The sequence below is a fragment of the Hymenobacter terrestris genome, assembly GCF_013377905.1.
GTDB lineage: Bacteria > Bacteroidota > Bacteroidia > Cytophagales > Hymenobacteraceae > Hymenobacter > Hymenobacter terrestris.
The window spans coordinates 72,524-84,957 of the sequence record NZ_JABKAV010000010.1 but is presented as its reverse complement, the minus strand read 5'-3'; the positions used below and the strand labels follow the sequence as shown (position 1 = coordinate 84,957).

Here is a 12,434-nt window from a genome sequence, read left to right as displayed (position 1 = left end):
TCTTTTTCCCTCACCTTCTCTTTACTTCATTACCCCATCACCCGATTCACCGCCGTACCTTTGCGGCATGAATCTTCTTTCCGCGGAAAATCTTTCCAAAAATTACGCCGACCGTTGGCTGTTTAAAGACCTGAACTTCGGATTGCTCCAGGGCCAGCGGGTGGCCTTTGTGGGCATCAACGGTACCGGCAAAACCACCCTGATGCGCATTCTGGCGGGCCTCGAAATCCCCGACACCGGCCTGGTGAGCGTACGCAAGGGCATCCGGGTAACTTACCTGGGCCAGCAGCCGGTATTCGATGAAACGATGACGGTGGAAGAGACCATCTTCGCCAGCCAGAACGACACGCTCAAGGCCATCAAGGAATACGAGCATGTGGTAAACGACCCCGACCACAAAGCCGACGACCTCCAGCGGGTGCTCGAGCGCATGGATTCGCTGCAGGCCTGGGACTATGAGGCGCAGGTACAGCAGATTCTGAGCCGGCTCGGCATTCTGGGCGAGCTGCTGACGCGCAACGTGAGCAAGCTTTCGGGTGGGCAGCGCAAGCGCGTGGCCCTGGCCCGCGTGCTCATCGAGGAGCCCGATGTGTTGCTGCTCGACGAACCAACCAACCACTTGGACTTAGCCACTATTGAGTGGCTCGAAAACCGCCTCTCCTCCCCCAGCCTCACGCTGCTCATGGTCACCCACGACCGGTATTTTCTGGACAGCGTGGCCAACGAAATCGTGGAGCTCGACAAGGGTCAGATGTACCGCTACCAGGGTAACTACGCCTATTTCGTGGAGAAAAAAGCCGACCGCGAAATGCGCCAGGCCACCGAGGTAGAAAAGGCCCGCCAGCTGTTTAAGAAGGAGCTGGAGTGGATGCGCCGCATGCCCCAGGCCCGCGGCACCAAGCAGAAGGCCCGCATCGACGCTTTCTACATCACGAAGGAAAAGGCCAGCACCAACCTGAGCAAGCAGAACGTGGAGTTGAGCGTGAAAACCACCCGCCAGGGCGGTAAAATCATCGAAGCCAGCCACCTGAACAAGACATTCGGCGACAATGTGGTGCTCGACGATTTCAGCTACGTGTTCAAGAAGAAGGACCGCATTGGCCTCGTGGGCCCCAACGGCGCGGGCAAATCCACGCTGCTCAACATGCTCACGGGCAAGCTCGCGCCCGACTCCGGTACCATTGAAGTCGGCCAGACTACCGTGTTTGGCTACTACACCCAGACGGAGCTGGAGTTTGACCCCACTCAGCGCGTAATTGACATCGTGAAGGAAGTGGCTGAAGTAGTGGAGCTGGCCAACGGCGACGTGCTCACGGCCAGCCAGTTCCTGAGCCTGTTTCTGTTCCCGCCGGCCCAGCAGTACACGCTGGTAAACAAGCTGAGCGGGGGCGAAAAGCGTCGCCTGCAGCTACTGCGCGTACTCATTAAGAACCCCAACTTCCTGATTCTTGACGAGCCCACCAACGACCTCGACCTGAGCACGCTCAACATCCTGGAAGACTTCCTGCTGCATTTCGGCGGCTGCCTGCTCATCGTGAGTCACGACCGGTATTTCCTCGACCAACTGGCCGAGCACCTGTTTGTGCTGGAGCCGGGTGGGGCCGTGCTCAACTTCCCCGGCAACTACACCGACTACCGCGAGTACCTGGCCGAGCGCGAAACCGAAGCCGCGTTGATAGAGGAAGAAAAAGCCGCTAAAACCGCCCGCGCTGAGGCTAAAATTGAAGCCGCCAAGCCCGCGCCAGTCGCAGCGTCTGCGCCGGCTGCCGCCCCCAAACGCCGCGCCTCCTACGCCGAAAAACGCGAGTACGAGCAGCTCGAAAAGGACATGGCGGCCCTCGAAGCCGAGAAGCAGCAGGTAACCGGCAAGCTGAACGGCGGCAGCGGCAGCGCCGACGAGTTTGCGGCCTGGGGCGCCCGCCTCGGGACCCTCACCCAGGAGCTGGAAACCAAAGAGCTCCGCTGGTTGGAGCTAGCCGAGCTGGTATAGCTCACGCGTGCTATATGCCCGACGCGGCCCGCCCGAACCAAGCTGTTCGGGCGGGCCGCTGTACGTTCAGGGGTTTGCTTGTTTCCCGTTCAGCTTTCGGGTTTCCTGCGTGAAATCGAACGAAACCGGCTGCTCGTCGAAGGCCAGCACGAACCGTAGCTGCCGGGCCGCATCGAGGCGGGGGAAGTACACGAGGCCCACGGCTCGGTCGCCAGTCTGCAGGGTGGCGCGACGCAGGCTGCTCACGGACTGTTCCGCAACGGTGGTGTGCAGCTGCTGAGCCTGCGCGGCCCGCACGACCCGCTGCACCTCAAAAAACACCTGGCCGCCCTGCTGCCGCACCTGCCGGCTGGTTCTTTCAATAGGCGTTTCGCGCCTGTTGACGCTGGCCACATTTTCGGCCGTACTGGCCACCAGCAGCAGCACCTCTACCAGACTAACGCGGCTTGCCTTATCGGCCAGCTCGTCGCGGCGGTGGGCCAGCGAGTCCAGCCGCATTTCGGGGTTGAAAGCCAGCCGGCGGCTCGCCGCAGAAACCGGGGAAGCGGCCGCAACGGCGGCAGGTTTGGCCGCGCTGTCGGGCAATGGCAGGAAGTAGAAACTGGCTGGGTCAATAGTAACCGGGTGGTTGGCAGCGTTGCTGAACTCGGCCTCAAAAACCAGCTCTTTCGGGTCGGCCCGCACGAAATGGAAGCGCACGTACACGCTGTCGGGGTGGCTGATCAGGCTTGTGACCGGGAATCTCCCCCAACCGGCCGGCACAATACTCAGTGTTTGGCTGGATGCGCAAGCCGTCAGCAAAGCCCCCAATAGCAGTGCCGAACAACCGCCCGGCAGCCGGCGCAGCAAAGGCGAAACAGTAGTTGTTGAGGACATAAAACGGCACTTTAGAATCGGCAGATAAATACCAGTGTGGTCTTACCGTCCCGGCGCTATATAGTGGGTTTGCGCAATAATAATAACGCTTTTATCCTTTCTTTCAGATCCTTACTGTTCCACCAGTTCCGGCGGCAGCGCGGCACTCCCATCGGCGGCTACCGGCAGTTGCCACACCCGGCGCACGGCTGCCAACGGCACCGGCCCGAACACGTGCGGAAACCATGCCTGCCGCCCCGCAGCCCACTCGCGCTCCACCCGCACCCCGGTGGCCAGCAGAGCCACTTCGTCTATTTCCAGCAGCAGCGCCCCGGGGCTATCGGCGTAGTAAAGCCGGGCCGTTTCCAGTACCTGCGCCAGCTCCGAGGCATGTATGAATCCTTCGGCCACCAGGTCGGGGCTGGCAAAAAAGCCGTTCTGTTGCGCCCGTTGCCAATCGTCGGGCTGGCTGATGCGGTAGAGCATAGTTTCAAACTAAAAGGTTAACGAGCAAAAATAAAACGGGAACCAACGACCTTGGCCGCTTGCTCCCGTTTCGCTTTTGCTCGTTAACCTTTTACTCGGTGGAGTTTACGCTTTCCACACGTCCTCTTGCACGGCTTTGCCTACCGTGAGCACGAGGCGGACGGGGTTGGGCACCAGCGTCAGGCGGGCTTCCTTGCCCGAATATTTCTCCGAATCAATCCAGACGCCCTCCTTGGGAGTGGGTTTGGTACTGGTGCCGACGGGCAGGTAGGCCGTGGGCAACAGCACATCGGTGTCGGAGCTAAGCTCGTCATGCACTTTCTCGAGGGCGGCTTCCAGAAACGGGCCATACTCCTCGTTGAAGTCGTCCTCCAGGTCATGAAGTTCCTCCTCGATGTCGTCGTAGCGGGCATCATCGTAGGTGAGTTTCTGCAGCTCGGCTTTCTTATCGATAAGGGCCACGAGGGCTTTGTTCAACTCTTCCGAATTCATAGGTCGAATGGCAATAGGTTCGTTGGCAAAGGTAAGAACTGAGGTTTGGTTTTCAGTTGATGCCCGTTTGTTTATGGATTTTAGCAAGCTCTTTTAGGCTTCCGCGGGCTCTCCCTGATATGCCTCAAACCGGCAGCAAAAAGCCACACAGCAAAAACCGGAAGTTAAAAACCCGTATTTTTACCCAACCCAACTAATTCCCCGCTCACGTAAGCCATCCTTCTATGCAAACCATGACTTCCCCGGCCGTACTGGCCCATCCGGCCGAAGATTTCCTGCCCCTCAACGGCACCGATTACCTCGAATTCTACGTCGGCAACGCCAAGCAGTCGGCCTACTTCTACCAGGCTGCATTCGGCTTCGAGCTAGTGGCCTATGCCGGTCCCGAAACCGGCGTGCGCGACCGGGCCAGTTACGTGCTGCAGCAGAACAAAATCCGGCTGGTGCTCACCACTTCCCTCCTTCCCGATTCCGACATTACGCGCCACGTAGCCCAGCACGGCGACGGCGTGAAGGTGATGGCCCTGTGGGTGGACGACGCCCGCAAATCGTTTGAGGAAACCACCAAGCGCGGTGCTAAAGTGGCTTTCGAGCCCTATACCATTGAGGATGAAAACGGCTCAGTCACGCTGGCCGGCATCTATACCTATGGCGAAACCATCCACACCTTCGTGGAGCGCAGCAACTATACCGGGCCGTTTCTGCCGGGCTTCGTGGCGCGCACCAGCAACGTGCCCCAGGGCAACCCGGTGGGCCTGCAGGTAGTCGACCATTGCGTGGGCAACGTGGGCTGGGGCGAAATGAACCAGTGGGTGAAGTTCTACGAGGATGTATTGGGCTTCAAGCTGCTCATCACGTTTGATGATGACGATATTTCGACCGAGTATTCGGCTCTGATGAGCAAGGTGGTCAGCAACGGTAACGGCTTCGTAAAATTCCCCATCAACGAGCCCGCCGAAGGCAAGAAAAAGAGCCAGATTGAAGAGTACCTTGACTTTTACCACGGCCCCGGCGTGCAGCACATGGCCCTGCTCACCGACGACATCCGCACGACGGTAACGGAGCTTCGCCGCCGCGGTGTGGAGTTCCTCAACGTGCCCGCCACCTACTACGACGACCTGCTGGAGCGCGTGGGCCACATCGACGAGGACCTCGAAAGCGTCCGCGCCCTGAACCTGCTCATCGACCGCGACGAGGAGGGCTACCTGCTCCAGATTTTCACCAAACCGGTGGAGGACCGGCCCACCGTGTTCTACGAAATCATCCAGCGCAAAGGAGCCAAGAGCTTCGGCAAAGGCAACTTCAAGGCTTTGTTTGAGGCCATTGAGCGCGAGCAGGGCCTGCGGGGCAACCTGTAAGGTTTAGCGCCTAGTCGTTAGTGCGCAGTGCTTAGGCTGATGATTGAACGCGCTGTTCGGTCATCAACCTAAGCACTATACATTAGCGGCCCGTCACTTCTTACCCCCTGTAGCTGCTTCGCTCGTCATTTAAGTAACGCAAGTTGCGAAGAACGGTGTAGGGGCGAGGCTTGTCCCCGCCCGCCGCAGGAACGGAATCGTGGGACGAGCGTGCCGACTTTATTCGACAGCAACCGTTTAATGGCGCGCAGGGACAAGCCCCGCCCCTACACCGTTCTTCGCAACTTGCGTTGAGTACCAATCCAACAGCCCGAAGCACCAAACTGGCTGCCCGACCTAAAACCTAAGCCCTAACAACTAAGCTCTAAACCAATGCCGCTTTCCTCTGACCTGCAAACCAAAATAAATGGCTGGCTGACCGACGACTACGACGCCGCTACGCAAGCCGAAATCCGGCAACTGCTGGCCGACGACAGCCAGCACGAGCAGCTGTCCGACGCCTTCTATCGCAACCTGGAATTTGGGACCGGCGGGCTGCGCGGCGTGATGGGCGCGGGCTCGAACCGCATGAACCGCTACACGCTGGGCATGGCCACCCAGGGCCTGTGCAATTACCTGCTCCAGTCGTTTCCGGGCCAGGAGATAAAGGTGGCCGTGGCCCACGACTCGCGCCACAATAGCCCCGAATTTGCACGCATTGCGGCCGATATTTTCTCGGCCAACGGCATTACAGTTTTCCTGTTTGAAGCCCTACGGCCCACGCCCGAGCTGTCGTTTGCCATCCGCGAGCTGGGCTGCCAGAGCGGCTGCGTAGTTACGGCCTCACACAACCCCAAGGAGTACAATGGCTTTAAGGTGTACTGGGCCGATGGCTCGCAGGTGGTAGCGCCGCACGACCAGAACATCATCCGCGAAGTGGACGCCATCAGCTCGGTGCGGGAAGTGAAGTTCCAGCCCGAGCCCAGCCGCATTCACCTTATCGGGGCCGAGCTCGATGCCGCTTATCTGGCGAAGGTGAAAGGTCTGAGTATCAACCCCGAGGCCATCCGGCGCCAGCACGACCTAAAAATAGTGTACACGCCCATCCACGGCACCGGCATTACGATGGTGCCACCGGCCCTGGCCCAGCTCGGGTTCGATAACGTGCATATCGTGGCCGCCCAGGCGACGCCCGATGGTAACTTCCCCACTGTGCAGTCGCCCAACCCCGAGGAACAGGCGGCCATGCAGATGGCTCTCGATGAAGCCCAGGCCCTCGACGCCGACATCGTGCTGGCTACCGACCCCGACTCCGACCGCGTGGGCATTGCCCTGAAAAACCCGGCCGGTGAGTGGGTGCTCGTCAATGGTAACCAGACGGCCGCCCTACTCACGCACTACGTGCTCTCGGCCCGCAAGCAGGCCGGCAAGGCTACCGACAAGGATTTCATCGTCTACACCATTGTCACGAGCGAGGTGCTGGGCGACATTGCCCGCTACCAAGGCGTAAAGGCCTACCGGACGCTGACGGGCTTCAAGTACATTGCCGGCATCATCCGGGAGCTGGAAGGCCAGGAAACCTACGTGGGCGGCGGCGAGGAAAGCTACGGCTACATGCTCGGCGACTTCGTGCGCGACAAGGACGCTATTTCGGCCTGCGCGCTGCTGGCCGAAATGGCCGCCGTAGCCAAAGACCAGGGCCACACGCTGTATGAAGAAATGGTGGCCATGTACCTGCGCTACGGCTTCTACAAGGAGCACCTGATTTCCATCACCAAAAAAGGCCAGCGCGGGGCCGAGGAAATCCAGGAGATGATGCGCGACCTACGGGCCAACCCGCCCGCCAACCTAGCCGGCCAGCCGGTAGTGGAAATGCGCGACTTTAAAACCGGTAAAATAAAGGACTTACGCACCGGCCTCGAAACCGAAACCGGCCTCGAAAGCTCCAATGTGCTCCAGTTCATCCTGGAAGATGGCAGCAAGATTTCGGCCCGCCCTAGCGGCACCGAGCCCAAAATCAAGTTCTACTTCAGCGTGAAGCAGCCCCTTGCCTCCGCCGTCGATTTCGATCTGGCCACCCGCCTCGCCGACGAGAAAATCCAGCGCATCATCCAGGACATGCAGCTCGCATAAGCTACTAGCTGACAAATGAAAGCTCGCTCGGCTCGTTGCGAATCAGAGTTGAGTGGTACAATCACTATCAAAGCAAAGCCCCCGTACGGTTCCGTGCGGGGGCTTTGCTTTAGTGAGCTATGGGGCCGGACTTACTTCTTATTCTGGTCGTCCTTGGCGTCTTGGCGGATAGTTTTCTCGTCTACCTGGTCGCTGATGGGGGCGCTGGCGTCGGTTTCACCGTCAGCGGCGGTAGTCATCACTTTGGTAGCTCCGGTCAGGTCGGTAGCGGTGCTGCCGGTTTTGGTCGAATATACTTTGTCGTCGTTCTGATCAGTGGTCTTTTTGGAATCGGACATGGAGTAGGGGAAATAAGGAAAGAATAAGTAAATGCTACCCCGGTAGGGCAGCTTGCTTCTTAATACGCAAGGCAGGGGCAACAGGGTTGTTTTTTCGGCCGATTGGTTTGCCGGCAGGCTATCTTTACCCTTGCACAGCCGGTTTGCTATGCCTCCGAATTATCCTCGTTATTCTCCTTTGCCAATGCGCTACCGCTACCTTACCACCGCGCTGCTTCTTATGCTGCTGGCCGCATCGGGCGCCCGCGCCCAAGGCCTGCCGGGCTACGTGCTCACGCTAGGCGGCGACACACTGCACGGCACGCTGGCCGAATTGCCCCAGCAGCGGCAAGTGCACCTGCTCGGCCCCGATGGACAGCTCCAGCAGTTCGACCCAACTCAGATTCAGGGATACGGCCTGCGTGGCCAAGCCCTGGTTGCCAGCGCCGTAGTGCGGCTGGCCGAAGGCGGCACGGCCCGCTATTTCGTGTTGCCCCGGCTGCTGGGGCCGGCTGCCCTCTATGCCTTCGCCAACGAAACCGGCCTGTTGCTGCAGCCCCCATCCCCCGCCGCCGACACGCTCTACGAACTGAACGCCTACAACTGGCACCTGCTCTTCAACAGCTACCTCGCCGGCTGCCCCGACCTGAACCTGAGTGAGGAGCAGGTGCTGCGCCTACTCTTCGAGGAGCGCTACGTCGGGCAGCTACTCAGCCGCTACAACCGCTGCGTGGCGCCCGGATGGCAGCCGGCGGCAGGTATTTTGCGCAGCACCTACCGCCACGGTCTGGGCCTGGAGGCCGACTTTAGCCTCGTGCGCATCGGCAACGCGTCGTTCGAAAAGTTGAGCCAGGGCACGAGCCAGAGGGTGGCACTGGCCTGGAACCTGATGCGGGCCAGCGGCCTGCAAACCGACCTTGGCCTGGGCTATACTCACTTGGCTTATCGGTCCGATTTTCGGACCGAAGATACTTCTGGTTCGGCGCCGCCAACGGAGGAGCAGGAGCGCGGGCAGTTTCATTTCCTCACCGGTCTGGCCCGCATCAGCCAGCGGTTGGGCAAACCGGGCCGCCCCGGCCTGCTAATGGGCCTGGAGTTGGGGTTCAATTACCGGGTGCACAATAACACCCAAATCTACCGGCGGCCGCGGGGAGGTGGGCCCACTGTCCTCAGGGAGCAGTATAGCGAAAGCGGTAATGTGACGCCGCACTTGGCGGTTTCAGTGGGTATGGCACTACCGCTGCCTCCCCGGCAGGAGGTGCGGCTGAGTGCCTTCTATCAGCGGTATTTTCCGTCCGATATTTTTTTCGAGGATATCCTGCAGTCTGGCATCCAGACGGTGGGCATACGGGCGGCCTACACGCTGTTTCGTGAGTAAAGCCTGGCCTACTGCGGCTTGCGGCGGCGCGGCCGACGGGTGCCCAGCAGCAATAAAATCAGCAGCAGCAGCGCGCCGGCGGCCAGCGCCCACCAGGTAATGACAGGAATCCCGCGGTAGTAGGGCATGGCCGGCGAGTAGTTACCCAATAGGCTCAGGCCCGCAAACAGGATGATGGCCACCGTAATGGCTGCCAGAATGCCACGGCCCACCAGCTCGTCGGCTTTGGCCATGAGCAGCTGGTAGCCACTGAGTTCGACGCGCAGCCGCAGGTCGCCACGCGAGATTTTGCGCACGATTTGGCGCACGTCGGTGGGCAGCGTCTGGAGCAGGGCCAGCAGCTGGGTACCGGTGTAGAGGGCCTCGTTCTGGATGTTTTCGCGTGAGTACTGCTCGGCAATGATTTTGGCACCGTAGGGCCGCACGAACTCGAAGGTGTTGAAGCGCGGGTGCAGCACCTTACCGATGCCCTCCAGAATAACCAGCGCCCGCAGAATCAGGAACACAGCGCCCGGCACCTGCAGCTTGTAGCGGTAAATCACGTCCTGCAGCGAATCGGCCAGATCCGACATGCTCATCTCCTTCACGTCGAGCGAGGCGAAATCCTCAATCAGCTGGCTCAAATCTGCTTCAAAAGCCCGCATATCGGGTATTTCAGAGGTGAGGGCCAGGCGGCGGAAGTTGAGGGCCATGCTGCGCGCATCCTGCCGGGCCATGCCGATGAACACGCCCGCAAAAGCGTACTTCTGCTGCTTGGTCAGGCGGCCCACCATGCCAAAATCGATGAGCACCAGCGTACCATCGGGGCGCACCAGTACGTTGCCGGGGTGGGGGTCGGCGTGGAAGGCGCCGAACTCGAAAATCTGGGTCAGGTACACGTCCATGCCCACTTCGGCCACCTTTTCGGGGCTCAGCCCCCATTCCAGCAGCTGGGGTTTATCGGTAATTTTGCAGCCGCTCACAAACTCAATCACCAGCATGCAGCTGGTGCTCAGCTCGCGGTAGGGCTTCGGAATATAGAACGTGTCGTAGTCTTCGTAGAGCTTGCGGAACTGCTCCATGCTGCGGGCCTCGGAGGTGTAGTCCAACTCCTTGGTCATACTCCGCTCGAAGGCGTCCACAATGTCCTGGGGGTTACTCAGGCCCTGTTTTTTGAGGAAGCCGGCCGTTAGGCGCACCAGCTCGTGCAGCAGGCTTAGGTCGGTTCGCACCTTGTCCTGCACGTCGGGGCGCTGCACTTTTACCACCACTTTCTCGCCCGTCAGCAGCCGGGCGCCGTGTACCTGCCCGATGCTGGCCGAGCCCAGCGGCACCTCCTCAAAATCGGCAAACACCTCCTCCAGCGGCCGGCCCAGCTCACGCTCAATTATCTGGCGGGCCTGCGCCACCGGAAACGGCGGCACGTTGCTCTGCAGCTTCTCAAACTCGTCAATCAGCGGCTGAGGCAGCAGGTCGGCGCGGTTGCTCAGGGCCTGGGCCAGCTTGATGAAAGTGGGCCCCAACTCCTCGATAATCATCCGGATTCGCTCCCAGCGGGTTGTCTCGAACACCGCCTGCTCGCCTTCCAGCCACGAGCGCCGCCGACTCTGGGGCACCAGCCGCCGCAGGGCCGTGCTCGTTACCACGTCCTCGAAACCGTAGCGAATCAGCACTTCGGCTACCTGCCGGATGCGCGAAAGATTGGAGATGGTGTTCTTGAACATAGGAAGGGCAAGATACGGCGAAAGTGAAGTAGAAAACCCCGCCCGCGAAACACGGACGGGGTTTTCTACTTCACTTCAACTACGCTTAAAAGCTTACGACTTGCTGTCGTCAGCCTTGTTCTCAGCTTTCTTAGCAGCTCCGGCCGAGCCGGCGGCCGATTTCTGGGTTTTGCCGGCAGCGGCGCTGGTTTTGTCAGCGGCCTTCTTCACGGTGCTGGCCGCTTTGCTGGTGGCACTGGCGGCGGCACCTTTGGCGGCGCTACCGGCTTTCGATGGCGCGGCTTTCTTACTGCCCGAAGCGGCGCTGCTGCCAGCCGCCGACTTACTGCCAGACTTGGTGCTACGCTTCAGCTCTTCCAACTCCGAATTCGGCGCAACACCAACAGTTTTCAGCATTTTGGAAGCCAGGCTCTGGGCCTGCTTTTCCAACTCCTTACGCTTGGCATCGGTGTTTTTCTTAAGGTCGTCCATAATTTTGGCGCCTTCCTTCTCCGAGAGCTTGCTCTCCTTCACCAACGAATCAATGGTCTTCTGCACCCGGTCGTTGGTCAGCGAAACGAAGCCCACACCGGCATTTACGAACTTCTTGAACAAATCTTCCATGAGGAGTTGGGTTTGAATGAGTGGAAAGTGAAGAAAACCAGCGAAGAACAGCGTTTGCGAAGCCAGCGGGCCAAAACTAGTATGCAAGCCTACTAGTTTCTACAAACCTACGAAATACCTGCTATATAGTTAAGCTGCAATCTGCATTATTTCTGCTGATGCGTCTCATTTTCAGGCTGCTTGCCGAATTGCAGCGGCGCTGCCAGCCGGGGCGGCGGCTGGCAGCACCCATATTTGCCGCGTAAAGTCGGCTACCCGGTCGAGGGCTATATCGGCTTCGGGCACGAAGCGCCAGAACAAGTGCCACCAGTGTACCAGCCCATCAAAAATCTGCAGTGTTACGGGCGTTCCGGCCGCACGGGCCCGCTCGGCAAAGCGGCGCACATCGTCGCCCAGCACCTCGGCGTCGGAAACCTGCAGCAACAGCGGCGGCAGCCCGTGCAGCTCGGCGCGGGCCGGCGAAATAAGGGGGTGACTTAGCGGGGTTTCAGCGGCATAAAGCGGGCCCCAGTTCCGAATTTCGAGCGCCTCCAGCAGCAGGCTTTCATCGTGGCACACGCTGCGTAGCGTACCGGCGGGCAGTTGCAAATCGGTCCAGGGCGAGAGGCCTACGGCGGCGGCGGGCAGCGGTTCGTCGGCATCGCGCAGGGCCAACAGCAGGGCCAGCGCCAGCCCGCCCCCGGCCGAGTCGCCGGCCACCACAATGTCGGCGGGCGCGTAGCCCTGGTTCAGCAGCCAGAAGTAGGCGGTCAGGGCATCTTCGAGGGCAGCCGGAAATGGGTACTCGGGGGCTTTGCGGTAGTTGATGGCCAGTGCCGCCACACCGCATTTCTGGGCCAGCCGGCCTACCAACGAACGGTGGGTATTGAGCGAGCCCAGCACGTAGCCGCCACCATGCAGGTACAGCAGCACCCGCCCCTCAGCCGCCTCTGCCGGCCGCACCCACTCGCCCGGAATGCCTTCTACATCAACATCTTCCAGAAACACGTTCCAGGGCATAAACTGCCCGAAAGCCAGCAGCTCGGCAAACAGGCGCATGGCCGGCAGCCGGGGCCGCCGCTCAGCCAGCGGGCCCGTAGCAGCCACCAGAAACTGTTGCAATACCGCGTGTTGAGGCGAGGACATGTGGAGAAGAATCTG

Annotated in this window: 11 protein-coding genes; 4 read left to right on the top strand and 7 right to left on the bottom strand. The window is 60.2% G+C overall.

The window, feature by feature from the left end; genetic code table 11:
- Window positions 1–67 precede the first annotated feature (67 nt).
- Window positions 68–1,990, top strand: a complete 1,923-nt coding sequence (locus HW556_RS05715; RefSeq protein ID WP_176898833.1) for an ABC-F family ATP-binding cassette domain-containing protein — start codon at window positions 68–70, stop codon at window positions 1,988–1,990.
- A gap of 66 nt (window positions 1,991–2,056) precedes the next feature.
- Here the strand turns inward: HW556_RS05715 and HW556_RS05710 are convergent, their stop codons facing one another.
- From HW556_RS05710 to HW556_RS05700, 3 genes are all read right to left on the bottom strand, one after another.
- Window positions 2,057–2,866 (bottom strand): hypothetical protein, encoded by an 810-nt coding sequence (locus tag HW556_RS05710; RefSeq protein ID WP_176898832.1) that lies wholly within the window; start codon window positions 2,864–2,866, stop codon window positions 2,057–2,059.
- 111 nt (window positions 2,867–2,977) lie between these two features.
- Window positions 2,978–3,331 carry a DUF952 domain-containing protein gene (locus tag HW556_RS05705; protein ID WP_176898831.1) on the bottom strand — a complete coding sequence of 118 codons (354 nt, stop codon included), beginning with the start codon at window positions 3,329–3,331 and terminating at the stop codon, window positions 2,978–2,980.
- 105 nt (window positions 3,332–3,436) lie between these two features.
- Window positions 3,437–3,823 (bottom strand): hypothetical protein, encoded by a 387-nt coding sequence (locus tag HW556_RS05700; RefSeq protein ID WP_176898830.1) that lies wholly within the window; start codon window positions 3,821–3,823, stop codon window positions 3,437–3,439.
- Between the two features lie 224 nt (window positions 3,824–4,047).
- Here HW556_RS05700 and hppD point away from each other — a divergent pair, with 224 nt between their 5' ends.
- Together hppD and HW556_RS05690 are read left to right on the top strand one after the other, a co-directional pair.
- Window positions 4,048–5,181: a 4-hydroxyphenylpyruvate dioxygenase gene (gene hppD / locus HW556_RS05695; protein WP_176898829.1), complete on the top strand. Its 1,134-nt coding sequence runs from the start codon at window positions 4,048–4,050 to the stop codon at window positions 5,179–5,181.
- 372 nt (window positions 5,182–5,553) lie between these two features.
- On the top strand, window positions 5,554–7,293 hold the full coding sequence (locus HW556_RS05690) for a phospho-sugar mutase (protein WP_176898828.1): 1,740 nt from the start codon (window positions 5,554–5,556) through the stop codon (window positions 7,291–7,293).
- Between the two features lie 131 nt (window positions 7,294–7,424).
- Here HW556_RS05690 and HW556_RS05685 read toward each other — a convergent pair whose 3' ends face one another.
- The gene (locus HW556_RS05685) at window positions 7,425–7,631 is read right to left on the bottom strand and encodes a hypothetical protein (RefSeq protein ID WP_176898826.1); all 207 of its coding nucleotides are present in this window, start codon (window positions 7,629–7,631) and stop codon (window positions 7,425–7,427) included.
- 184 nt (window positions 7,632–7,815) lie between these two features.
- Here HW556_RS05685 and HW556_RS05680 point away from each other — a divergent pair, with 184 nt between their 5' ends.
- Complete coding sequence (locus HW556_RS05680) at window positions 7,816–8,988, top strand: hypothetical protein (RefSeq protein WP_176898824.1); 1,173 nt, start codon at window positions 7,816–7,818, stop codon at window positions 8,986–8,988.
- Window positions 8,989–8,996: 8 nt separating this feature from the next.
- On the opposite strand, the gene HW556_RS05675 is transcribed toward HW556_RS05680, so the two are convergent.
- The 3 genes from HW556_RS05675 to HW556_RS05665 all read right to left on the bottom strand — a co-directional run bounded on the left by HW556_RS05675 (window position 8,997) and on the right by HW556_RS05665 (window position 12,419).
- Complete coding sequence (locus HW556_RS05675) at window positions 8,997–10,691, bottom strand: ABC1 kinase family protein (protein WP_176898822.1); 1,695 nt, start codon at window positions 10,689–10,691, stop codon at window positions 8,997–8,999.
- A gap of 93 nt (window positions 10,692–10,784) precedes the next feature.
- Window positions 10,785–11,294, bottom strand: a complete 510-nt coding sequence (locus tag HW556_RS05670; protein ID WP_176898820.1) for a phasin family protein — start codon at window positions 11,292–11,294, stop codon at window positions 10,785–10,787.
- 171 nt (window positions 11,295–11,465) lie between these two features.
- Window positions 11,466–12,419, bottom strand: a complete 954-nt coding sequence (locus HW556_RS05665) for an alpha/beta hydrolase fold domain-containing protein (RefSeq protein WP_176898818.1) — start codon at window positions 12,417–12,419, stop codon at window positions 11,466–11,468.
- Window positions 12,420–12,434 lie beyond the last annotated feature (15 nt).